The sequence below is a fragment of the Tatumella sp. UBA2305 genome (genome assembly GCF_002345795.1).
Classification (GTDB): domain Bacteria; phylum Pseudomonadota; class Gammaproteobacteria; order Enterobacterales; family Enterobacteriaceae; genus Tatumella; species Tatumella morbirosei.
Genome location: NZ_DDVT01000002.1, coordinates 68823 through 92919, shown reverse-complemented (window position 1 = coordinate 92919; position 24097 = coordinate 68823). Strand labels below are relative to the sequence as shown.

Here is a 24097-nt window from a genome sequence, read left to right as displayed (position 1 = left end):
TCCGTTATTAATCTTTCCCGAGGCCTCCATTATAATTATCGCTATCAGATGACCATTTTATTTAAAATCTCTGAAAGATAAATATGTTCAGAAAAATTATTATTCTTTCCACTCTATTCTCTACCCTGTCTCTGCCAGCAATGGCTACAGATAATGTCCAACAGTCTGTGACACAAAAACCGAAAGGCGAGGTCAGCGTCAGCGGAGCATCGACTCTGGATACGCTAACAAAGATGTTGGCCAGAAAATCAGCGGATTCTGGATCATCCAATTATCGAATTACCTCTGCCGGTGGAAAAAATAAATTTTACGGTACTGCCGTTATTTATTAACTAATGTCATATCTGGTATGTCACCTTGGTTTCTGAATACCATTCAGATTGCCATGCAGGCCTTAATAAAAGGAACAGTCATCCAATGAATAACTTCAGTTTTTATAATCCGGTTCGTATTTATTTTGGTCGGAATCAAATTGAGCAGATTGCCATAGAAATTCCGGCCTGTCGGCGCGTGATGATTGTTTATGGTGGTGGAAGCGTAAAAGAAAACGGGGTCCTGAACAGTGTCAGAAACACGTTGAAAAATGTGACAGTATTTGAATTCGGTGGTATAGAGGCGAATCCCCATTATGAAACGTTGTGTCGGGCGATTGAGGTCGTCAAAAGTGAAAGCATTGATTATCTTCTGGCTGTCGGCGGTGGTTCGGTAATTGATGGCACAAAATTCATTGCCGCTGCGGCCTGCTATGCGGGGAGTGCCTGGGATATTATTGAAAGTCAGGGCGAGGTAATAAAAGAAGCACTTCCTCTGGGATGTGTGCTGACACTCGCGGCGACAGGTTCTGAAATGAACTCCGGTGCTTCGGTGATGAAAGCGGCTACGGGAGACAAACTGTCATTTCATTCAGAACATGTGTTCCCGCGTTTCTCTATACTGGATCCGACGATTACCTACAGCCTTCCTTCGCGGCAGTCAGCAAATGGCGTGGTAGATGCATTTGTCCATGTTCTGGAACAGTACATTACCTGGCCGGTCGATGCCCGCTTACAGGACAGAATGGCGGAAGTGTAGTGGCATACTGAATTTGGCCACCTGAAAAGAGGTGATATCATCACCTCATAGTCAAAACAGGTGACATTATGACCGGACGAACCAGAAGAACTTTCAGCCGTGGAAAATTCTGTCGAAGTGATAATCACTTTCACTCTATACATCTTAGCTTTGATTCCGGGATATGATGTTTCATCAAATTTCATAAAAGCTCTTTGAAATGCTTTCCCTCTTTTTGTGTGACATTATAGATGCCAACGCCCGCCAGAGATTTACCATTAAAATCATTGTTTTCAGCTAATCCTGAGCGTTTGCCCGTGGCAACAAACAGTTCAGACGGTGGATTCGGGTCCCGGGGTTTATCAACCAGTAATTCGCCATCAAAACCATGAAAATCAGAATCCTGTGGCAATAAATTCTTTTCTGAAAGTTTGAACCATGGAAGGACACTATCCCAGCCCCAGTCATCACAACCTTGTTTTTTCCAGTTATCATAGTCTGAAGGCAGGCCACGAATATAGATCATACTGTTCATGGATGAAGGTCCACCCGGGGCTTTACCACGAGGGACGTGAATGGTTCGTCCCCCTAAACGCGCGTGTAGCATGGAGTAAAAATTCCAGCTGAACTTTTTGCTCTTATATAAAGTGATTATTCCGGCAGGTGTCTGAATACGCGGTGTATCATCGCGACTGACAACTGTCGGTGATATATTCACAAACTAAGGTGTTTTATGGCTCATTCATTAAAGTTTAGCGCTAACCTGAAATGGCTGTTTACCGAACTTCCTGTTGAGCAGCGTTATGATGCTGCGGCAGCGGCCGGTTTTAAGGCCGCAGAATTTGCCTGGCCTTATGAACACCCTGTTTCATTTTTCAGGGGACTGCTGGCAAACAGCGGATTACAGCAGGTACTGATTAATACCCCGGTCGGTGCGGCGGGTTCAGTGAAAGCTTCCGGTCAGGCCTGTCATCCGGACAGTGTGGCTGCGTTTATCGCAGATATGGAAAAGGCTATCGAATATGCATCCGGCCTCAGTTGCAGGACCATCCATCTTCAGTCTGGTATTCGCCAGCCGGGGGTCAGTGATGAGGTTTGCTATGCCACTCTGGTGGAAAATGTCAGCACGGCCGCTGTACTGGCCGCGAGGGAGAATATCGAACTGGTTCTGGAGGCGATGAACCCCCATGATAACCCGCAATTTATTCTCCATACTCAGGAACAGGCGCTGTCTGTAATTCAGGACTCCGGAGCGACCAACGTAAAATTGCTGTTCGATTTTTACCATACCCAGAGAAGTGAAGGGGATGTCACGGCCAAATTACGCCGCTTCATTCCGCATATCCGGCATGTGCAGATTGCCGATTCACCTGGCCGTAATGAACCTGGCAGTGGCGAGCTCAACTGGAATTTTATTTTCGATGCGCTGGTGGATGTCGCGTATCAGGGTTGGGTAGGATGCGAATACCGGCCATTAACTAATACCCGTGACGGACTTGCATGGAGAAAGCTTTTCCCGCTGGCTGATAGTTTTTAGGCAGGACAAATGCCTGAATCACTCCGCTCTGTCACTACGTCATTGCACTTCCTGCATGTTGACAGTAAAGCCGGTAAGACTTTGTCTGCCACAGCACCATATTACCGGGTGACGATTCCGGTAAATCTGGGGTAAACGGTGCAGGGGAGAATCTGCACCGTTCGGCGGGGTAGAGGGTGATTCGCAGCCAGAGTGACAGTCAGGCAAACAGCTGAGCTCCAATATATTCGCCTTCTGACGGCGCCGGAGGAATAAAGAAAATTCCGGACCCGATATGCGAGATATATTCATTCAGCGCATCGGCGGCACCGAGTCGGGTTTGCAGCGCTTCAAAATGGGCCGGATCTTTCTGATAGCTGATAAACAGTAAACCGGCATCCAGCATTCCCAGGTTATTTATGCCATCGGTATAGTTATACGAACGGCGCAGAATCCGGATTCCCTGGTTGTTCTCATGGGCGGCCAGGCTGATATGTGCCGTCATTGGGATGACCGGAGTCCCGTCGCTCTCTTTTTTGTGAAAATCCGGGGTATCGAACTCTTTTTCGCCACTTAACGGAGCCCCGGAGACTTTATGCCGGCCAAAAACGGCATTCTGATCGCTGACGCGGTCGGTATCCCAGTTTTCGATGTGCATTTTAATTTTGCGCACCACCTGGTAGGTCCCCTGTTGTTGCCAGGCGGGGCCGCCGTCGTTAATCCAGACAAATTTATTGAAGTCACTTTGCTCAGTCAGGTTGCGGGTACCATCCTTAAAACCAAACAGATTGCGTGGCGTTGACTGATTTTTCCCGGCCGAAGCCCGGCCAAAACCCAGCACTGACCAGCGGGTAGCTGCCGCTCCGGTATCCTTGGCGATTCGCGCCAGATTACGGATAGCATGATAGGCGACCTGCGGGTCATCGGCACAGGCTTGCAGGGAAAGATCGCCACCACTCAGTGCCGGTTGCAGGTTATCACTGGGCAGTTCGGCCAGCTCCCGCATTAACGGTGGCTTATGTTGTTGCAGACCATAAGTATCGCTGAAGATACGCGGCCCTAACCCGACGGTGACGGTCAGTGACGCCGGAGCAAGATCGAGAGCCTCGCCGGTATCCATACCAATTCCGCTGTTTCTTTGGGGTTCGACCTGGCCAATAATCTCACCGGCCATCATTTGGGCGATAGCCGCCGACCAGCGCGCCAGCAAAATCTGCAGATCACGCGGGTTCTGGCTGGTCATATCAAAGGTCATAAACATGACATGACGCTGAGGCGGGGTCGTCACTCCGGCCTGACCGCCATGGCCATAAAAAGCATGTTGCTGTGAAAGGTCGACCCGATCTTCCGGGTCGGCTTTCGCGGCGGCTGCATTCTGAGCAGCCGCAACGCCGGGCAGGGCCAGCGCACTGGCCACTGCTCCTTTCAACAGATGACGGCGTGAAACACTCGTGGTATCACGCTTCGCAAACTGTTTGTCCTTCATGACTCAGGCACCTCCGACGGTCGCCACTTTCTCTGCAATCTTAGATAACGGTTCCTGCAGCGCCTGCACGGCTTTACTCAGTTTTGCTGCATCAGCGGCTTTCAGGTCTGCAGTGTAGTATTTGTAACCACCGGCAATTTTACCATCACGATAGGTATCAAGCATTTTATTGACGTTAGCAAACTGAGTTTCAACACGTTGGGTCAAATCAGGATCGATTTTGCTCAGGCCAGGTTTCAGGAATTCAAACGCCTGCTGTGCACCTTCCACGTTACCGGCAAAGTCTACCAGGTCAATGTGACTGAAGGCTTCTTCTTCGCCACTGATTTTATTGCTCTGAACTTCTTCCAGCAGGTCTGCCGCACCGTTAGCCAGGTCTTCCGGCTTATAAGTCAGAGCTTTGGTCAGACTGTCCAGTTTAGTGACATTCTGCTGCAGTTCCGCGGCCAGTTTTTTGGTGTCATCGGTGATTTTGCCGTGACCGAACAGATCGCGCTCAATCGCGTGGAAACCGTGCCAGCCTACTTTAGGGTCGAGGTTAGAGGCGCGCATATCAATCAGATAATCCAGGTTGCCGGCGTTATCCGTCGCTTTGAAACCAGGCAGTACGAAACCGCTGACATCCGATTCGATACGTTCGTAGAACGGACGAGCTTTGGCATACTGCGCTTTAGCTTTTTCCAGATCACCGGCATCGATATCGGCTTTCAGCTGGTTAACTGCCACGACCATCGCGTCTACCACACCATTAACATAGGTGGCATAACCGACCGTGCCTTGTTTCAGCAGTTCAGCAGTACTGCCGGTGGCTTTAGCTGCACTTTTACCGGTGACGGTAAAGTTAATCAGTTCCTGTTTAGCGCCCGGGCAGTAAATCTGATATTTGCCGCCATCCAGTGTCAGGGTGAACTTAGCGGCCGGCAGTCCCGGTGCCAGGTTTTCCTTTTCACCCAGAATACGGTTGTCACTCAGTAATTCGATTTCAGTGATGGCGGTAGCAGTTTTGTTGACTACGGTGAAGGTGACCGGGCCTGCTTTGGCACTATTATGGTCAACGATACAGGTTCCGCCTTCTGCGCCGGTCAGGGTGACATTCACCTGAGATGCACCATTGCTCACCGGCGCTGCGCCGCCGGCAGCCATGGCATCTACCGAGACCAGTAACAACGCCGAAACGATCGCTGAACTGAGAACGGAGGGTTTGTTAATAAAAGCGGATTTGAACATATAGATCCTTTATTTGTTTTCAGGAGAAACAGGACGATAACCGGCATCAGATGCCTGACGGGAATCGTCCCGGCGGCGCAATGCCAGAATGAGTAAAATAATGGCCAGCAACCCTAACAGTAGCGGCAACTGAATAGCCCAGAAGGTATGACGCAACTGTGCCTGAACTACGTTTTGCATGGCTTCATCTACCTGAGATTGCCAGCGGTCATCCAGTTGCCAGTCACAACCGACCTGCGGCACTGAACTGCGGGCGGTATAGGTGCGTGGAGACAATAAACCGCCACCGGAAAGGGTCATCAGGGTGGTGGTGTGGGCGGCTGCACTGTAGATGGCCTGGCCTGCCGTTTCGGCATCGACTGAGCAGTTGACCTGCCAGCTGACATTATACGGACCAGGATGCTGCGCCGGACTCAACCCAACCGGAATACGATGACCATACAGTGCCATGACCTGATCCACAGTCAGCGTCTCAGGGAGTCCACTCACTTCCGGCTGGCGGGTAATATTCCATTGCTGCAATATCACGCCTTTCAGCTCCGAACTTTTTTGTTGTCCGTCGGCCAGTTCATAGTGAAGCTGTTGCTGAGGGGTCGTAATCTGTAACTGATAACCTCCGGTTGAGGGTTTCAGCAGTGTGGCGCTACCTCCCCCCTGTAATGGGGCGGTCGCCGGAAGTTGCAGGGTGGCCCGGGGATAAGCGCTGAACAGTGCCAGTGCGGTCAGTGCCAGCACGGCGGCTGAGCTAAACAGTAACTGGCGGCTGCGGGTTACTGACGGTCGCAAATGGCGTGGCCAGTAGACCAGAATACCCACCAGCACGATGTAAATGCCCCAGCCGCACAGTTCAAGTAACCTTGGATCGGTAGGGATACCCAGTACCCCGGTGATCAGGGCGGAACGTACCGACCCGGGAGGAATGGCCCAGCTGAGATTGGCGACCCGCTGCTGGCCAATATTCAGCCATCCCGCTTCATGGCCGCTACGCAGGGCACTGATAATCAGCCCCGCTGCGACCAGAATCAGGAACATGCCGGTATAGCGGAAGAAACGACCCAGATTGAGCCTGACTCCCCCGATATAGATCCCCCAGCCAATGATAATAGCAATGACCAGCCCCAGAACGGCACCCGCCACCGCCCAGGCGGCAGACTGTGCAACAGAGAAGGTTGCCAGTAAAAAAACGCTGGTTTCAAAACCTTCTTTAAGAACGGCCAGAAAAGCCATGCTGGCCAGCGCCATGGCACTGGACTGTCGGATAGCGACAGCCGCTTCGCTTTCCAGCTGGCGCTTAATTTCATGGGCATGGTTGTTCATCCACATCACCATGCCGGTGACAAAAAATACTGCGACCAGACCAATTACAGCTTCCATCGCTTCCTGGCTGGCCTGGGGCAGGGCTCGCTCGGTCAGGCTAAGGCCGACACCGACCAGTAATGAGAGGATCACGGCCAGCACTACGCCTGCCCACATGGCCACCAGGCTTTTCCCGTTTTTACGTAAAAACGCGGCAATAATGCCGACGATCAGGGCCGCTTCCAGCCCTTCGCGCAGTGCGATAACAAAAGTGGCTAACACCAGAATTCCCCGTCGCTCAATTCTAAATGATAATTACAATTAATATCATTTCTATGGGTATATGAAATATCCCGAATAGCAGCGAAAGTAAACCTGTAAGGGTTGAAACATTATGTAATAAATTGTTATCCGGCACGAAGTGTGAGGCATAAGTTATTTAATACTAAAAAAATCCTTAAGAAATGACCTTTTCCGTCACTGAAATTGGAAAATATCCGGCAATTTGGATCACTGGCAGACCAGTTAGTACGTGGCATCTCTTATACCGTTGGCATTTTTTACAGACAGAGTCATCCTGTGATAAATGGTGAAATGCTTATCAGTGAGCAGGACGTAGTCATGCTGCCACTATGCAAACGCGAAACAGATTTTTCCAGTATCGGGTGTTTTTTACACAATTTACTGACCTCTGCTGCTTTTTTTTTCCATCCTGCACCATACTTCATCCACCGGTCTTGTTTGGGGAAAACGACTATGCAGAATCCTACGCTGTTTCAGTTTTTTCACTGGTATTACCCGGACGGAGGTAAACTCTGGCCCGAAGCTGCCGAAAAAGCCGCATGGCTGTCAGAAATTGGTATCACCGGAGTCTGGCTGCCACCGGCCTGTAAAGGTGATTCCGGTGGAAGCTCAGTGGGTTACGATATCTATGATCTGTTTGATCTTGGCGAATTTGATCAAAAGGGCACCCGGGCGACTAAGTACGGCGACAAAGAAGGATTGCTGGCAGCGATAAATGCCCTGCAGCATCATAAGATCAGTGTGATCATGGATGTGGTACTCAACCATAAGATGGGCGCCGATGAAAAAGAGCAGGTGCAGGTTAATCGCGTGAATATGGACGATCGCGATGATATCAGTGATGAAGTCATTGATGCTGAAGCCTGGACCCGTTTTACTTTTCCGGGCCGAAACGGAGAGTATTCAGAGTTTATCTGGGACTTCCGCTGTTTCAGCGGCGTTGATCATATTGAAAATCCGGACGAAAACGGCATCTTCAAGATTGTGAACGACTACACCGCCGGTGGCTGGAATGACCAGGTAGACTCAGAATTTGGTAATTATGATTACCTGATGGGAGCTAACGTAGACTTCCGTAACAATGCCGTGAATGAAGAGCTGAAATACTGGGGCCGATGGATTATCGATCAGACAAAATGTAACGGCTTCCGGCTGGATGCTGTTAAACATATCCCGGCCTGGTTCTATAAAGAGTGGATTGACCACATTCAGGAACATTCGGAACAACCGATGTATATGGTGGCAGAATACTGGTCATTTGAAGTCGATGTGTTGCAGAACTATCTGCAACAGGTCGACTATAAAACCATGCTGTTCGATGCACCACTCCAGTTGAATTTCCATCACGCCTCAAAAGGTGGTTCGGATTTCGATCTCAGCAAAATCTTTGATAATACGCTGGTGTCGGCGGATGCCGCGCATGCGGTGACGCTGGTGGCCAACCACGATACTCAGCCGCTGCAGGCGCTGGAATCCCCGGTGGAACCCTGGTTTAAGCCTTTAGCCTATGCGTTGACCTTATTACGGGAGCAGGGAGTACCCATCATCTTCTATCCGGATCTGACGGGCGCCAGTTATGAAGACAACGGTAATGACGGTAACCCTTGTACGGTGGAACTCCCGGTGATTGAGCATCTGGAAACGCTGATCCGTGCACGTCAGACTTATGCGTGGGGTGCTCAGACTGACTATTTTGACCATCCTAACTGTATCGCTTTCAGCCGCAGTGGTACGGCAGAGCAGCAGGGATGTGTGGTGGTGATGTCTAACGGTGAGGCCGGAGAGAAGAGTATTGATACCGGGGAAGCGTTGGCACAGCGAAAATGGCGTGATTTACTGGAGAATCGCGAAGAGATTGTCGAAACCGACGAACAGGGGCAGGGGCAGTTCTTCTGCAATGCAGGCAGTGTCAGTGTCTGGGTATTGGCGGAATAACTCCTGCCGGTATAAATGTGTTTTATCGACAGGTTGGTGAGTACCAGCCCTCTGTGGAGTATATTTTCTCAGGGGGCTGTGCCTTCAGAAAAATGTAATCTGCATTAACTCTGTCCTGATTGCTGTTATCCGCGCCTCACCCTAAAAGCGTTGAGCTAAAGCAGGGTATTACCGTATCAGCCCGGTATACCGGGCATTAAGTTCGCTAAGATTTTACGCTCAGTACTTCACCAATATGCCACCAAAAGGACTTTATGCAGTTACGACGATTCAGAGAAGGAGATGAGGTTGCCTTATTCCGGGTCTTTTGTTCCTCAATCCGTGATATCGCTGCCCGTGACTATACGCCACAGCAAATTGCCGCATGGGTCTCAGAGGATATTGATGCTCATCACTGGGTCGCGTTGATGAGACAACTGCAGCCATTTGTGGTGGAAATCGCCGGGGATATCGCCGGATATGCCGATGTTCAGCCCGACGGGTACATTGATCATTTCTTTGTCTCGGGTAAGTACCCGCGTCAGGGCGTTGGACGCTTGTTAATGAACGCTATTCATAAAGAAGCCGCCCGGCTTAAGTTAAGCGAACTGACGGCACTGGTGAGCAAAACCGCAGAACCTTTTTTCAGGCAGCAGGGTTTTGTGGTGGTAGAACGAGGATTCCCGGTACGCCGCGGTGTGACACTGGAAAATGCGCGGATGCGTAAATTACTCCATCTCCGGGGGGATAGCTGTAGCGGCTTGCCAGCATAATGGCCTGTGCCCTCAACCCCCCTTCCTGTTCACCTTAATTGCCAACGACATCATAGTTTAACCGGTTTATTCGTTAAAACAGTGCGCTAGTCCATATGCGAGCATATCTCCAGGCATGATTTTCATGGGCCTGTCATCCACTCAGTCCTCAGTAATGATGAAATGCCACTATTACTAAGTTTGCTGTGGTGAATTAAATGCTTTGCGGAGATTTTGATAAAAGATAAATGGAGTTAGCTATGGAACATATTACAAGCGAAGTTAAGGTAAAACAGTTGCTTAAACTGACAATTGGTGTCTTCTTTGATGGTACAGGGCAAAACGCTAATAATCTGCTGACAGCTCAGGAAAAAGATGAATGCAGGTTCTCAAATATTTACCGGCTTTATAAAAACTACGGAAATAATCATGATGATAACTTAGCTATTTATATCGAAGGTGCAGGAACCAAAAATGGAGCAGGTGATAGTACTCTCGTACAAGCCATGGGTGTTGATGTTCCACTGGTGACTACAGGGTATGGCGTGTTTGCTAAATATAGTAATGGTGTCGCGCAACTTGCTGAGCGAATTAAAAATTTTCTTCCGCAGGCAGGTTTGGAAAAAAATACCTTAACCCTGACCTTTGATGTGTTTGGTTTTAGTCGCGGAGCGGCCACTGCCAGACACTTCGTTAATATGGTTAATTCTTTAGACCCCTCTGTAACGAATATTTTGACGGAAGTTACTCAGGATAAAGGTTATGAAATCAGTGAAATCCCGGAAGTCAGATTTCTTGGACTTTATGATACAGTTGCGTCCATTTGGCGCCTTGGAACATTATGGGAGGATCCTCATGATACCGGTGATACCAATGGCCTGAAGGTTGTGCTGGGTAAGGATGCAGCGAAAACTGTTTTTCAGTTAACGGCCAGGCATGAGTGCCGATACAATTTCCCTTTGAACAGAGTGGGCGGCAGTTATTTTGAGTTAGAACTGCCTGGTTCTCATTCAGATATTGGCGGTTCTTATGCAAGCCTTGAGAATGAAGTTTCAGAAGTCACTCAGGCTCAATATGATATTCCAATTGTTAGTGATTCGATAAAGAAAGTGACCGATGAAATCGCCCAGCTAAGAACAGACAGTAAGTGGAATATTCTGCTGGAAAACACCGATGTTGTCAGCGGTCTGCTCCCGGCCCCTTATCATCAGGGTGTTTGCCGGAGAAATGTATCAGGAGATTTACAGTACGTGGCATTGATACTTATGTTGAAGGCCGCGATTAACCAGGGATGTCCTTTCTCTGATGAAGCGATGCTTTATGAAAATAACATTCCAGAGGATTTGAAAGGATATTATCAACATGCATTATTAGTTTCAGAGGATGTTTTAACTGGCAAGGAAGCCCGGATAGACCCAAAAATTATTGACGAAATTCCCCCTCGTTACATCCATATCTCAGGTTCCTGGAAAAATGTATTATGGCCTTGGGGCTATGCGCCGGAAGGACTATCTCCAGAAGCTATACCCGAGAGTATCAGAGATCCCCGTGCTGTTGTTGATAATTACCAACCGAACAGACCTGATACGGGATGGCAGAGAAAAGTTTTCAATAATTGATACTCATTAGTTGAAGGAAACCCCTCAGTAAGGGCGTCGGGGTCTGAATCACCAAAATCGGTGGGCAGGTGGGCGGCGATAGCTGCCCATTTTTCCTTTCACCTCAGTGACGGGTAACCTCATTTTTGATTCATTCCCCACAAGGGTGTACTTACTCTCAAGGGGCACCCTGAAACCTCTTCAGCACTTTTATTGATACCGATGTCGCGAAATTCTACTCTTGCCACAATTTTTTTGAGAATTGTTAAGAGGTGAACCGGATACGCCAGAGGCAGCACGGCACACCAGAATCCAGTACTTCCCCTGGAGGCTAAGACGTGCCGGTTGCGGGAAGGTCCCACCCGGCTCCGGCAGCGACCCGGGATTTAACCGTGATCCGCTGCCGGTACCAGTACAGAAGTTAGTGGTTATTCTGATTCCATTTAGCGATATTTTTCAGTGGCTGTTTGATATAGGGGCTGGCTTTAATCAGAGTAAACAGCAGGTTATTCACCAGGGTGCCGGTTTTGTCCATCGGGCGGTCGATGTCGAGGAACAGTACGGCTCGCAGTTCATCGGTATCATTACGAACTTCATGCTCGTAGGAATCATCAAACAGTACCACTTTGCCTTCTTCCCAGTGCAGCTTCTGGTCATCAACACGAATCCACAGTTTTTCCTTTTCTTTTGGCACAATCAGCCCCAGGTGCGCACGAACAACGGCACGGGTTGGTCCTTTGTGCGGAACAATATGGTAGTGCGGTTGTAGTATCGAGAACATAGCGGTGCGCATATTCGGGATGGCGCCAATGAGTTCAGCCGTTTTCGGGCAAATAGCACAGTTTTCGTCCACCCGGTTCCCGTAAACATAAAATCCAAAGGTCTTCCAGTTATCGCCTTTTGAGATCCGTTTCTGATCCGGGGAAATCTGATGGAATGACGGGATCTTCTCCGGATTTTTCAGTAGATCGTCCAGTTCGGCACGAATCTCCTGCCAGTTGTTTTCCAGCAAAGGAACCCAGTCAAAAGCTGAATTATCGATCTTCGGGGTGGTGGCGATGAGCGAATGTCGTGTCTGAAAATCATTATTCCAGCGCAGAAACTTTTTGCCGGTTTTCATCAATAAACGACGTAAAAATGGTGCACGTGCTGTCTGTTGCATAAATATATCCCTGCAATAAATGCATTAAATATGCGGGGGGCCGGGGTACCTGTCAGTTTGGGTATCAGCCTGTGTTCTGAATTATTGTCCGGGTATTTCCACGATAGTCGTACGGAAAATTACCTGATTTACTAAATTTAATATTATTTTTTACGAAACCTGCGTCTGCATCCGCAAAAAAAACCTCTATAAAATGCCATTACTGCCGGTATTCTGCTTATCAAAAAAGGCGAATTTCAAAAAAGTTATCATTAATACAGAAGGTTATCTTATCTGTATGAACTCGCGTTATCGATGAGATCACAAAATAACCTCATGACTGTTTCTGTTTTCGCTACAGGGCAACAGGCTTAGAATCCGTACAAACTTTCGCCCCGTCACGGTGCTTGTCGGGCAGGGAAATGCACTGTCAGGTGACAAATTCGCTACCCTGTAGCTTCCTGTATTACAGGTTTTTAAGTAACTAATTGAAAATTAATAATAATATAAAACAGGCACGATTTGTGCAATAGATATGGTATACGAAATTCTATATCCGTTATCCAACATCTGTCACCGGAGGCTTTATGAAAAAAACGATTATCTCTTTAGCGCTAGTTACCCTGGCCAGTGTTTCTTCTCTTCATGCAGCAAATGCCGATCAATTAGATACGATTATTGATTCCGGGAAACTTCGTTGTGCCGTCACTCTCGATTTCCCTCCGATGGGAATGCGGGATGATAAAAATAACCCGGAAGGTTTCGATGTGGATTACTGTAAGGATTTGGCCAAAGTGTTGGGTGTGACCCCGGTGATTGTTGAAACGCCTTTCCCTGATCGTATTCCTGCGCTGATGTCCGGTCGTGCGGATGTGATTGTGGCGAGTACTTCCGATACCCTGGAACGTGCCAAAACAGTTTCAATGACCATCCCGTACTTCGCTTTCCAGATGGTGGTATTGACCCGTGATGATAAAAATATCAATAGTTTCGACGATCTGAAAGGCCGTCCGGTAGGGGACACCAGCGGTACTTTTGAAGCCATTGCTCTGGCGAAAAGCGTAAAAGACTGGGGAACCGGCTCATTCCGGGCTTATCAGTCGCAAAATGATACTATCCTCGCCGTTGCTCAGGGGCATATCGATGCCGCAGTAGTCACAAATACCGTGGCTTCATCTGCGATTAAATCGGGCAAATATAAAGGTCTGAAAATTGCCGGTAACGCACCTTACACCATCGACTACGTTTCCCTGGCGGTGAAACGTGATCAATATGGGCTGACTCACTTCCTCAATCTGTTTGTGAACCAGCAGGTTCGCACCGGCCGTTATGCTGAACTGTATAAAAAATGGGTCGGCGGCACTCCGGTGAATCTGACCGTTCCTGGCGTCTATTACTGATACCTGACTTGCCCTGCCTTTGCCCGCCAGCAGTGGCGGGTAATTTTGCACCAGAAATGATGTGGAGAGAGTTTCCTGATGCGATCGTCAAAAATTGTTCATGTAGTCAGTTGTCATGCGGAAGGTGAAGTCGGGGATGTGATAGTCGGCGGGGTCGCTCCTCCGCCGGGAGAGACTCTGTGGGAGCAGTCCCGCTGGATTGAGCGGGATAATGTATTACGTAATTTTGTACTGAATGAGCCCCGCGGTGGGGTATTCCGCCACGTTAATCTGTTGGTGCCACCCAAAGACCCACGGGCCATGATGGGCTGGATCATTATGGAACCGGCTGACGTGCCACCGATGTCCGGTTCAAATTCTATTTGTGTCTCTACCGTGCTGCTGGATACCGGCATTTTACCGATGACTGAACCTGAGACCCGGTTGATACTTGAAGCACCAGGCGGATTGATTGAGGCGGTGGCTGAATGCAAGGATGGAAAGGTGCAACGGGTAGAGATCCATAATGTCCCTTCGTTCGCTGATCATCTGGATGCATGGATAGACGTTGCCGGACTCGGCAGTATTCAGGTAGATACCGCCTATGGTGGTGACAGCTTTGCTATTGCCGATGCGCGGAAATTAGGCTTCTCCATCACCGCTGATGAAGCGAAAGATCTGGTAGAAACCGGATTAAAAATTACCAAAGCGGCGAATGAGCAACTGGGATTCTGTCATCCTCTGAATCCTGACTGGAACCACATTTCTTTTTGTCAGCTGGCGGCCCCGGTCAGCACTGAAAACGGTATTGTCACCGGCGAGAACGCGGTGGTGATTCGTCCGGGGAAAATTGACCGTTCCCCCTGCGGTACCGGATGTTCTGCCCGAATGGCGGTACTGCATGCCAAAGGGATCCTGAGCCCCGGGCAGCACTTTATTGGCCGCTCGATTATTGGTTCAGAATTTCATTGCCGTATTCTGGAGACAACGGATATCCGGGGGCGACAGGGGATTATTCCGGCGATTTCAGGGCGTGCCTGGGTCACCGGAACGCATCAACATATGCTGGACCCGCAGGATCCCTGGCCGGAAGGCTATGCTCTGACCGATACCTGGCCTGCAGGCATTGGGATATAACGCGGGCGGATGACAGGATAGCCGTTGCCACATTTTGGCGCACCGGCAAGTGTGGGTGTGCCTGAATACAGCACAGGCTGTCCTTTTTATGTGGCAATGGCTGGCCAAACGAGTCCGCTGTTTTCCCGCTCCCCCCCCCGGGGAGAAAGGTCTGCTGTGACTTACTGAAAATTATCACTATTTTTTCTGATACCTGTCGCGAAAACGAATTGTGTTAGCCAGTGACAACCTGGCATAAAGTTTGTATGTAAAGTAGTTCGTATACGAAATACTAAGATAATAAACCTACAAAGGTGATCTTTATGTTTGATTATACTTTCCATTGGCGAAGCGCCTTTAATGTGCTGCCACAGATGTTACAAGGGTCGTTAGTCACCCTTGAAACCGCCGTGATTACCATGGTTCTGGGTATCCTGCTCGCCTTTGCACTGACGGCCATGCGGAGTTCCCGCAGTAAAATATTGCGTGGAGTGGCAATGGCATGGATTTCGGTCGCCAGGAACACCCCTTCATTATTCCAGATCTATATCCTTTATTTCGGTTTGGGTAATTTCAATATCAACATCAGCTCATGGACGGCGCTGATCGGTGGGATCGCATTTAATAATGCCGGCTATCTGGCAGAGATATTCCGTGGTGGTATGAAAGCCATTCCGTCTACCCAGGTTCGGGCTGCCCGTTCGCTGGGCATGCCGGCATTTATGGCCTACCGGACAATTGTGGTGCCACAACTGCTGCGGGTGGTCTTTCATCCGTTGACTAACCAGATGGTCTGGTCGGTACTGATGACCTCGCTGGGGGTAGTGGTCGGTCTGGATAATGATCTGACCGGAGTCACCCAAAACTTCAACGTACTGACTTTCCGTACCTTCGAACTCTTCTCTATTGCTGCTGTGCTTTATTACCTGATTGCCAAGGTCATTGTACTGGGTGCCCGCGGTCTGGGCTGGCGACTGTTTCGTTATTAAGGAATAACCCATGTTTACTACCAGTTTTACTCTGCAGGACTTTGTTTTCCTGCTGCAGGGGGCGGCAACTACCCTGGAACTTACCGCGGCTTCTATCGTTATGGGAACCTTTATCGGTCTGATACTGGGCTGGGCACGTATTACGATGCCCAAAGCGACGCTACCGATAGCCTTGCTGATGGACATCTTTAAAAGTGTGCCCCTGCTGATTCAGTTCGTGCTGTTTAACGCCCTGAAAAGCATTCTTAATCTCGACTGGAGCATTTTTACGATTGGTTATCTGGTGCTGGGGATGTATGCCGCGGCATTTTGTACCGAGATTGTGCGTGGTGGTTTGTTATCTGTGCCACTTAACCTGCGACGGGCCAGTCGCTCTTTAGGTATGAGTTACTGGCAGGATATGCGGTTTATTGTGTTCCCACTGGCGGCACGGGTCATTTTTCCCGGCTGGCTGAATCTGTTGTTGGGGTTAATGAAAGATACCTCACTGGTGATGTGGATCGGCATTATCGAGTTGCTCAGAGCCTCACAAATTATTGTAACCCGTATTCAGGAGCCCCTGTTGGTACTGTGTATCGTCGGGGTTATTTATTACGTAATGAGCATGGTGTTAGCCTGGCTGGGTTCTATGCTGGAAAAAAGGTGGCAGGAAAATGATTGAAATTAATGATGTACATAAATCGTTTGGTGATCTGGAAGTCATTAAAGGCGTCAGCATGACGGTTAAAAAAGGCGAAGTCGTGTCGATTATTGGTGGGTCGGGATCCGGCAAATCGACATTACTGATGTGTCTTAACGGTCTTGAACCTATCCAGCGCGGTAATATCTGGGTTGATGGTATTGAAGTTCATGATAAAACCACTGACCTGAACCGGCTACGTCAGAAAATTGGAATTGTGTTCCAGCAGTGGAATGCCTTCCCGCATCTGACCGTACTTGAAAATGTGATGCTGGCACCACGTAAGGTTCTGGGGTTAAGCAAATCAGACGCCGAAGAAATGGCTGTCCGGCAATTAAAGCATGTAGGTTTAGGTGAAAAACTCAAGGTCTTCCCCGGGCGCTTATCTGGCGGGCAGCAGCAGCGTATGGCCATTGCCCGCGCATTAGCGATGTCACCGGACTATATGCTATTTGATGAAGCTACCTCGGCGCTCGATCCCCAACTGGTGGGTGAAGTGCTGGATACCATGCGTATGCTGGCGGAAGATGGTATGACAATGGTACTGGTGACTCACGAAATTCGTTTCGCTCGTGATGTCTCTGACAGGGTAGCGTTTTTCCGTAATGGAATAGTGCATGAAATTGGCACTCCTGACCAGGTGATTGGTCATCCTCAGACCCCGGAAACAGCGGAGTTTCTTAAATCGGTCGTTGCCTGACCCCTCAGGCCGGCAGTTCCTGCCGGCCACTGTTTTTTAGCTTTGTTCCGCACATCGTTAATCTTTTCCTGTTGCTGACTCGTTGTCCTGTGCCTTATTTTCTGAGCAATATCTGCCAGTGAATAACTGATCTCAGTCTCATCCTTTCTACGCAAGCGGTCACGGGTAAGCTGATGACAATGAGGCGGGGGTCTGTCTGGTACCGGAGATAAAAGCTGTCTCAGAGACTCACAAACGTCAGGATCGGAGAATGACCTCTGAGTTCTTTTTTGTCTGTGGTGACAGGGAAAAAATGGCGGACATGAGGAGGTTCAGTGTGTCGTGAGAGACCCTGGAAGAAGCGGGGGGTAATTATTCCGGCCGCAAAAAAACGCCGGGCGATGCCCGGCGCAACGAGCAAGGAGCAAGGAGAACCATTAACGTGGACGTTGTGCGGCCAGAATCCATTCGGGCACACCACGTAACCAGTGGCCTGAGCATGAGGCTTCCACACAGTTTGCCAGGCTACCAAAGTGGACCTTACGCCCGACCAGCCCTGGTGCATAGTGTGCATATTTACCGGAGTTGGTCATCAGCGTCGATGTCGCCACCGGGATCACCGGTTCACCCAGCATGCACCAGCAGGTATCCGTCACAATCAGGGCACCAAAGCGTTCAAGCTCCGCAATATATCCGGCAGCTGTTGCCTGAATATTGACCTCGCGACCCATCGTCACCACCATTGCGGTTTGTGGATGTTTGGTTCTGCCTTTGCACAATGCGGCCAGACGCTCACATTCGGTGAATGAAAAATGAGGATTCCCCAAAGAGATCAACTGGACAGCGGGTTCTTCAGAACTGTCCAGCTCCAGCCAGGAACGTGCCAGGTCATCGGCAGACACGGTCAGATGCCGGTGTGGAGTCTTTCCGCCCAGGGCAGTGGCGGTATCCGGGGCTTCCGGCGTGACACCGGCAATGTGAAACATCGGTGCTGCTGATGTTGTGGCAAAGGCTGCTCCGAAGGCCTTCAGATCGTCTGAGTCGGGTGCTGCATCTTCCAGACCGTGAATGACAGGGATCTCTGTCGCGGCCAGCAACCCGATATGATATCCCAGCAGAGGATAGAACGAATCATCAGCACCGGCCGGTTTCTGTACATCAACCTGTACTGTTGCACGTCGCCCGTCATCACAATGGCTGCCGGTCAATGGTGCCCGCCCGGTGAGTGCGATACAAATATCCAGATAGTCCGGATACTTTAAGGTTCTGGCACCCAACACACTATTGGCATACACCACCGCATTAGATTCAGCCCATACTATCTGGTCACCCTCTGCTGGTTTGCTGTCGAGCAGATAAGGTGCGCAGGTAAAACTGACTCTGGCCCCCATATTCAGGTAAGCATCGCCGAGTGCGCTGGCGGGTTCCCCCAGATCTTTACTTACGCCCAGTTCACGCCATTTGCGTTTATCCACCGAAATGGAGTTCAGGGTAGTCGGTACCCGGACTTTCCCACCCCAGGCAACCAGTTGCTCAGCAAAGCGCAGACTGGCAGGGCCGGTATAAATACATCCGTCGATATGGGCCTGGGTGATACTGATAAGTTCGGTTGCGCCCTGTAGTGCCGCAATATGTGAAATAAGCTGCATGGCGACCTGAGCGGCTTTACCGTGTAATCCCTCCAGCATCTCTCTGTCATGGGGTTGCAGATTCAGTGTGGTATGGCTGACGGGTTCTGGCTGGGAGAGCGGCGTGACCGGCTCCTGATCGCCGAAGCTGGCATGACTCCCATCGATACGGGTCAGGGTACCGCTGGCGGGCAATTCAGCAAATGCCCCCGCCCCGATGCAGAGTACAGGAAAGGATTTGCCAAAAATAACCTCGGCAACTAATACGCCGAGTGTCAGTATTTCATCTGGTTCGGCCAGGATCAGCCCGGCAGGGGCATGACCGTTCAGGATAAGCTCCAGCATCACACTGCTTCCGGTGCAGGAGCCGCGTCCACTGGGAATCGCCAGAATCTTACCAGTGATTATTTCACCGCTCAGTGGGTGATGGCGGTCAATGACTTCACCGCTGAAAGGGTCGATCCCGCCCCAAAAACTCAGGCCAATACTGGCAGAAATTAGCGTCCCTTCGGTACTTCCTTCCACCAGGCTGCGCCCCTGTACAGCGGAATTTGTCGGGACATTGCTCATTACAGTCATCGCGATACCTGTTATCCGGCTTATCATTATCGGTACGGGTTCCGGTTGCAGGTGTCAGGACAGGAGAATACCAGGCTTAACGACCTGCGGAACCGTGAAATGCCCCTCTGTTATTGCTGCGTTGAGCAGTAACGGTGAGCTGATATTCAAAAAATACACAGAGGGCTGGTGTCGGGCGACATCGCAGCTCCTCTGTGCAGACGGGAGCTGCTGTTGCTATGGCCGGCAAGCGGTCATATGGCTTAATTATGCCTGATTCAGCTGCGCACTCCAGTTGCTGTACCAGTTACGGAACAGAGTGTACTGGGTTTCTGCATAACGGCGTTGCGCATCGCTCAGTACATCGGTTTCGTTAAAATGCAGTGAGTATTCTTTATCACCGTTCAGAACCATCAGATATTTGTAGTAAAGTACCAGATCGGTTCCTTCATCAAAAGATGACAGCACAGCCAGCGCTGATTCCAGCTCTTTTGCCTGACGACGGGCGGTAGCGTCACCCTGAGCCGCTTTCTTGCTTAAATCGATCAGTTGCAGAACTTCGCGTGGCAGGGCATTACCAATGCCTGTAATAGCTCCGGTCGCACCACAGTTCACGAAGCCATGGAACACCTGAGTATCAACACCGGCCATCAGAATAACGTCATCATCCTGAGAGGTGATGTTTTCTGCGGCATAGCGCATGTCGGCTGCACCACCAAACTCTTTAAAGCCAATCAGATTTGGGTACTGGCTGCGCAGTTCAAAGAACAGATCGGCACGGGTGGCAAAGCCATAGTACGGGCTGTTATAGATAACGGCCGGCAGCTTTGGTGCCGCAGCCAGAATGGCAGAGAAGTGGGCTTTCTGCGCCGCCGGAGAGGAACCCCGTGACAGTACCCGGGGAATAACCATCAGACCCTGAGCACCAACTTTGGCCGCATGTGCGGCATGGGATACGGCTTCTTTGGTATTGACGGCTCCGGTACCCACAATGGTAGGTACGCCGGCGGCCACCAGACGGGCAACACCTTCCTGACGCTGAGCTTCGGTCAGCAGTGGCCAGTCACCCATTGAGCCACAGTACACTACTGCACTCATACCGATATCAATCAATTCACGACCTTTTGCCACCAGAGCGTCAAAGTCAGGCTGGCGGTCCGCATTACACGGTGTCATAAGGGCAGGGATAGTGCCGGTAAAGATATTTGCGCTCATCTTATTTCCTCCAATGTCTGTTCGGACATCGCTAATCGATTTGCAGACGCGGGCGACTGCATAAAGGGTGAAATCCCCTGTCGGCATCATTGGGTAATATCACCCTGCCCGGGATGTTCGTTTATTGTCTATCAACTATGGTATACGATATACATACCCTTTTGGCTTGTAAAGCCGATCTGATCTAAGAAATTCTTATCTTTGTGGGAGTCGTTGTATTTAAAGCAATAATCAAAGACAGGGTGGGGCGAAGAGGGTGATAACAGTGAACTTTGACAATCTTTTAGTCTTCTGTCGGCCAGCGTTTGCTGTCTGACTACAGCCAGCAACACCGTCAGATAGGCCGAAAAGTTCAGAAGCTGTTGCCGGACCGGGCTAAGTTTCGGGAGCGGTGCAGGTAAACGTTGTCCGGGATTAATGATATGTAACCAGTGGGAGTCTGATAATCTGCTTGTATTCTTTTCCATCAATATATACAGTTAAACTGTATATATTGAGAGGGGTAAGACAATGTCAGAGCAGAACAAGCAGGTAGTCAGGCGCTTTAACCAGCAGGTGATTGCCGAAGGGAACAGGCAGGTATTCGATGAACTGGTGGATGATCAGTTTATTAATCATACCGCCCCACCGGGGATGGCCAGTGATAAGCAGAGTCTGTGGAATACCTTTGACCAGGTGTTGCGGCCGGCGATTTCTCAGTTAGAGGTCAGCCTGGAACTGCTGGTGGCCGAAAACGATATAGTCTCAACACGCAAAACCATCCGCGGTTATCACAGCGGTACACTGGGCGGGGTAGAGGCGACGGGGTTGCCGGTGGTTATTTCGGTATTTGATATGGTGCAGATTCGCGACGGACGCTATATCGCCCACTGGGGACTCAACAATTTACCGGAAGTCATTCGTCAGCTACAGGCAGCCGCAGGTTAGCGGCGAAAAATCACTATTGATCTTCTGGCGGCTGCAGCCCGGTATCGAGCAGTTTACGCAGTGCAGCCAGTCCATGACGTAAATCTTCCTGTGATGCTTTATCCAGTTTTCGATGCAATTCACGGCTAATCCATTCAGAGCGCAGGGCTCTGGCAGCCGCTAATTGACGATGAGCATCGTCGGTTAACCTGATCAACTGTGCGCGGCTGTCCGCCGGATTTTTCTGGCGGAGCACCAGCTGTTGTTGCTCCAGTTCGGCAGTCACCAGTCGCATACTCTGATGCTTTACCCCACGCAGACGTGCCAGTTCAGCCACAGACAACGGGCCGGAAGTTTCCAGCAGTTCCAGAGTCTCGTGCTGAGAATTGCGCCGGGTTCCGGTTGCCTTTCTGACTTCACGCACAAACGTACTAATTACCTGTCTGAGTTCTTCACCCAATTGCTGTGTCTCTTCTGCCGGGCTATTGTGGTGAACAGGTGGCACGATAATCTCCTTCGGGAACAGAGCCGGCCATCCCTGCTCTGCAGAGGATGACCGCTATTGGTGTGGATACCGGATATTTCTCAGCAGCATATCATTTAATTAAGGCTGTCAGTGGTAATTCCTGATCAGCGATGGAGATCGTTATGTTTCACTTATTACGTGCTGAACCTGACACGGCGTTTGAATATGGAGCCTTCAGAATTCGTCGTATGCGTCCTGGTCATATCCTTCCCGGGCGTGATGACCCCTCTCTGGGGCCGCTGAGTATTATTGATCACAGTAATCTGCAAACCGGTGCCCTGGTCAGTATGCATCAGCATCAGAATGATGAAATACTCAGTTATCTCTGGCAGGGTTCCATGGTACACGAAGATCAGCAGGGTAACCGCGTACCGCTGTCAGCTAAAAAGCTGATGATGATGAATGCCGGTGAAGGCTGCTGGCATGAGGAGTCTACACCTATTGTTCCTGCTGAACTGTTGCAGATATTTATCCGCCCTTGTGCGGCAAATCTGCCACCACGGGTGCAGTTTATGGACCGCCCTCAGGGAGTGATTACCGGCGAATGGACATTACTGGCCGGCCCCGAAGGGGAAAACGCGCCTCTGGATATTCGCCAGCAGGTATTTATTTATGATATCAGGCTGGAACATAAGGATAAGGTAGCTATCCCGTCACGGCCGGGATTTGCGCAATATCTGTATGTGATGGAGGGGGAAATCGATATGACAGGCCCTCCGTTGTATAAAGGCGATGCGGCCTGTAGTGAGGAGGGGGAATTACCGGCAGCGGAATCTACCGGAACCTCGACACTGGTCTGTTTTCTGGTTCGGCTGGATGCTGTCGCGGTAACTGACGGTCTCATCAGCGGATCGTGAGAAACTGACGGAGGTTTCACCGGTGCGCCGGTGGGATTGTCAGCATCGGTAACGATTTTTTCCTGGTCAGATTGAGAGCCGGGCTTTGTATGGTAAGGCCCGGCACCCGATGGTTTGCTCTACATGATGGCCTGATGGCAGGAATCTTCGGCAACCCGTAGCTGTTTTTCTTAAACTTATGCTAGCCTCTGATCAGTCAATTGATCGCAGGATGGCGGGTCTTTTATGTCGATACAAAAAATAGCCAGGCTGGCAGGTGTATCTGTTGCCACGGTTTCCCGTGTGCTGAATAACAGCGACAGTGTAAAAACCAAAAACCGTGAACGGGTGCTGGCGGCTATCCGTGAATGTAATTATCAGCCTAATCTGCTGGCCCGCCAGTTGCGAACCTCGCGCAGCTCCATGATTCTGGTGATGGTTTCTGATATCGGCAACCCTTTCTGTGCCGATGTGGTAAAAGGTATTGAAGAGCAGGCTGAAAAAAATGGTTACCGGATACTGTTGTGTAATTCCGGAGCCGATCCGCAGCGATCCCGTTCGGGGCTGGCCTTACTTTCGGGGAAAATGGTGGATGGTATTATTACCATGGATGCGACTTCACGGTTGCCGGAGCTGAGCACCCTGATTGGCCGGATGCCCTGGGTTCAGTGTGCTGAGCATGCAGAGTCGGGAGATATTTCTTGTGTCGGCATTAATGATCATCAGGCTTCCGGTTATGTGGTCAACTTCCTGCTGTCACAGGGGTACCGGCGGGTCGCATTGATCAATCATGATCTGAACTATAAGTATGCCCGTTTTCGTGAAGCAGGTTATCTTGATGCACTTCGGCAGGCAGACAATGACTATAGCGCTATCGAATATGCCAGCGACTTGAGTTTTGCTGCCGGTAAAGCCGCCATGGATAATTTGCTAAAAACCGCTCCCCGGCCCGATGCTGTATTTGCCATTTCCGATACCCTGGCCGCCGGCGCGATGCGCGCCATTCAGGACGCCGGGCTCTCTATCCCCGGCGACATCGCCATGGTAGGGTTTGACGGGATTCCGCTGGCTGAAATGGTTTCCCCGCAACTGACCACCATTGAACAACCCTCGGCAGACATCGGACGCCAGGCAGTCAGATTATTGCTAAATAAAATTGAGCACCCGGACAGTGATGCTGAGCGGCTGGTTCTGGACTGGCGGCTGGTGGTTCGCTCCAGTAGCTGATATTGCGGGCCTGCCCGGCGGGATTGCCAGAAAATTCCCTTCGTAGTCATTGAATTGACAAAAATCCCATCCTGCA

The 24097-nt window shown here is 50.2% G+C and carries 22 protein-coding genes and 1 pseudogene; 15 read left to right on the top strand and 8 right to left on the bottom strand.

Annotated elements, in window-relative coordinates; genetic code table 11:
• Window positions 1-83 precede the first annotated feature (83 nt).
• Entirely contained in the window at window positions 84-332 is a 249-nt protein-coding gene (locus B3Z23_RS18705) for a YdgH/BhsA/McbA-like domain containing protein (RefSeq protein ID WP_414716443.1), read from the top strand.
• Window positions 333-417: 85 nt separating this feature from the next.
• Window positions 418-1065: pseudogene (locus B3Z23_RS01155) on the top strand (iron-containing alcohol dehydrogenase); the annotation flags it as partial.
• 187 nt (window positions 1066-1252) lie between these two features.
• On the opposite strand, the gene B3Z23_RS01150 reads toward B3Z23_RS01155, so the two are convergent.
• Window positions 1253-1657 (bottom strand): GMC family oxidoreductase N-terminal domain-containing protein, encoded by a 405-nt coding sequence (locus B3Z23_RS01150; protein ID WP_349677196.1) that lies wholly within the window; start codon window positions 1655-1657, stop codon window positions 1253-1255.
• Between the two features lie 126 nt (window positions 1658-1783).
• On the opposite strand from B3Z23_RS01150, the gene B3Z23_RS01145 reads away from it, so the two are divergent.
• Complete coding sequence (locus B3Z23_RS01145; RefSeq protein WP_294900405.1) at window positions 1784-2587, top strand: hydroxypyruvate isomerase family protein; 804 nt, start codon at window positions 1784-1786, stop codon at window positions 2585-2587.
• 9 nt (window positions 2588-2596) lie between these two features.
• A complete protein-coding gene (locus B3Z23_RS01140) occupies window positions 2597-2722 on the top strand; it encodes a hypothetical protein (protein ID WP_294900402.1) in 126 nt (41 codons plus the stop codon).
• A gap of 64 nt (window positions 2723-2786) precedes the next feature.
• Here B3Z23_RS01140 and efeB read toward each other — a convergent pair whose 3' ends face one another.
• Genes efeB through efeU form a run of 3 tightly spaced genes read right to left on the bottom strand, consistent with a single transcriptional unit; the run spans window position 2787 to window position 6857 of the window.
• Complete coding sequence (efeB, locus tag B3Z23_RS01135) at window positions 2787-4052, bottom strand: iron uptake transporter deferrochelatase/peroxidase subunit (RefSeq protein ID WP_294900399.1); 1266 nt, start codon at window positions 4050-4052, stop codon at window positions 2787-2789.
• Window positions 4053-4055: 3 nt separating this feature from the next.
• Window positions 4056-5279, bottom strand: coding sequence for an iron uptake system protein EfeO (efeO, locus tag B3Z23_RS01130; protein ID WP_294900396.1), 1224 nt, complete (start codon window positions 5277-5279; stop codon window positions 4056-4058).
• A gap of 9 nt (window positions 5280-5288) precedes the next feature.
• Window positions 5289-6857, bottom strand: coding sequence for an iron uptake transporter permease EfeU (gene efeU / locus B3Z23_RS01125; RefSeq protein ID WP_294900393.1), 1569 nt, complete (start codon window positions 6855-6857; stop codon window positions 5289-5291).
• 474 nt (window positions 6858-7331) lie between these two features.
• On the opposite strand from efeU, the gene amyA reads away from it, so the two are divergent.
• The 3 genes from amyA to B3Z23_RS01110 all read left to right on the top strand — a co-directional run bounded on the left by amyA (window position 7332) and on the right by B3Z23_RS01110 (window position 11163).
• A complete protein-coding gene (gene amyA, locus B3Z23_RS01120; RefSeq protein WP_294900390.1) occupies window positions 7332-8813 on the top strand; it encodes an alpha-amylase in 1482 nt (493 codons plus the stop codon).
• 254 nt (window positions 8814-9067) lie between these two features.
• Window positions 9068-9565, top strand: a complete 498-nt coding sequence (locus tag B3Z23_RS01115) for a GNAT family N-acetyltransferase (protein ID WP_294900387.1) — start codon at window positions 9068-9070, stop codon at window positions 9563-9565.
• Between the two features lie 239 nt (window positions 9566-9804).
• Entirely contained in the window at window positions 9805-11163 is a 1359-nt protein-coding gene (locus tag B3Z23_RS01110; protein WP_294900384.1) for a T6SS phospholipase effector Tle1-like catalytic domain-containing protein, read from the top strand.
• A gap of 400 nt (window positions 11164-11563) precedes the next feature.
• Here B3Z23_RS01110 and B3Z23_RS01105 read toward each other — a convergent pair whose 3' ends face one another.
• Window positions 11564-12304: an aspartyl/asparaginyl beta-hydroxylase domain-containing protein gene (locus tag B3Z23_RS01105; protein WP_294900381.1), complete on the bottom strand. Its 741-nt coding sequence runs from the start codon at window positions 12302-12304 to the stop codon at window positions 11564-11566.
• 566 nt (window positions 12305-12870) lie between these two features.
• Between B3Z23_RS01105 and B3Z23_RS01100 the strand changes: the two genes are divergently transcribed.
• The 5 genes from B3Z23_RS01100 to B3Z23_RS01080 all read left to right on the top strand — a co-directional run bounded on the left by B3Z23_RS01100 (window position 12871) and on the right by B3Z23_RS01080 (window position 17146).
• Complete coding sequence (locus tag B3Z23_RS01100; protein ID WP_294900378.1) at window positions 12871-13683, top strand: transporter substrate-binding domain-containing protein; 813 nt, start codon at window positions 12871-12873, stop codon at window positions 13681-13683.
• 78 nt (window positions 13684-13761) lie between these two features.
• Window positions 13762-14799, top strand: coding sequence for a trans-3-hydroxy-L-proline dehydratase (locus B3Z23_RS01095; RefSeq protein WP_294900375.1), 1038 nt, complete (start codon window positions 13762-13764; stop codon window positions 14797-14799).
• Window positions 14800-15101: 302 nt separating this feature from the next.
• Window positions 15102-15767, top strand: a complete 666-nt coding sequence (locus tag B3Z23_RS01090) for an amino acid ABC transporter permease (RefSeq protein WP_294900372.1) — start codon at window positions 15102-15104, stop codon at window positions 15765-15767.
• A gap of 10 nt (window positions 15768-15777) precedes the next feature.
• Window positions 15778-16428 carry an amino acid ABC transporter permease gene (locus B3Z23_RS01085; protein ID WP_294900369.1) on the top strand — a complete coding sequence of 217 codons (651 nt, stop codon included), beginning with the start codon at window positions 15778-15780 and terminating at the stop codon, window positions 16426-16428.
• The gene (locus B3Z23_RS01080) at window positions 16421-17146 is read left to right on the top strand and encodes an amino acid ABC transporter ATP-binding protein (protein ID WP_038017858.1); all 726 of its coding nucleotides are present in this window, start codon (window positions 16421-16423) and stop codon (window positions 17144-17146) included. Before B3Z23_RS01085 ends, B3Z23_RS01080 begins: the two co-directional genes overlap by 8 nt.
• Before the next feature lie 416 nt (window positions 17147-17562).
• Here the strand turns inward: B3Z23_RS01080 and B3Z23_RS01075 are convergent, their stop codons facing one another.
• Both B3Z23_RS01075 and B3Z23_RS01070 read right to left on the bottom strand, forming a co-directional pair.
• Window positions 17563-19332 (bottom strand): aconitase family protein, encoded by a 1770-nt coding sequence (locus B3Z23_RS01075; RefSeq protein WP_294900364.1) that lies wholly within the window; start codon window positions 19330-19332, stop codon window positions 17563-17565.
• A gap of 246 nt (window positions 19333-19578) precedes the next feature.
• Window positions 19579-20526, bottom strand: coding sequence for a dihydrodipicolinate synthase family protein (locus tag B3Z23_RS01070; RefSeq protein WP_294900360.1), 948 nt, complete (start codon window positions 20524-20526; stop codon window positions 19579-19581).
• 510 nt (window positions 20527-21036) lie between these two features.
• On the opposite strand from B3Z23_RS01070, the gene B3Z23_RS01065 reads away from it, so the two are divergent.
• Window positions 21037-21453 (top strand): ester cyclase, encoded by a 417-nt coding sequence (locus B3Z23_RS01065; RefSeq protein WP_294900357.1) that lies wholly within the window; start codon window positions 21037-21039, stop codon window positions 21451-21453.
• Between the two features lie 13 nt (window positions 21454-21466).
• Here the strand turns inward: B3Z23_RS01065 and B3Z23_RS01060 are convergent, their stop codons facing one another.
• Window positions 21467-21937, bottom strand: a complete 471-nt coding sequence (locus B3Z23_RS01060; protein ID WP_294900354.1) for a MarR family winged helix-turn-helix transcriptional regulator — start codon at window positions 21935-21937, stop codon at window positions 21467-21469.
• A 143-nt stretch (window positions 21938-22080) separates the two neighbouring features.
• Here B3Z23_RS01060 and B3Z23_RS01055 point away from each other — a divergent pair, with 143 nt between their 5' ends.
• Together B3Z23_RS01055 and B3Z23_RS01050 are read left to right on the top strand one after the other, a co-directional pair.
• Entirely contained in the window at window positions 22081-22815 is a 735-nt protein-coding gene (locus B3Z23_RS01055) for a pirin family protein (protein WP_294900351.1), read from the top strand.
• Window positions 22816-23040: 225 nt separating this feature from the next.
• A complete protein-coding gene (locus B3Z23_RS01050) occupies window positions 23041-24021 on the top strand; it encodes a LacI family DNA-binding transcriptional regulator (RefSeq protein WP_294900348.1) in 981 nt (326 codons plus the stop codon).
• Window positions 24022-24097 lie beyond the last annotated feature (76 nt).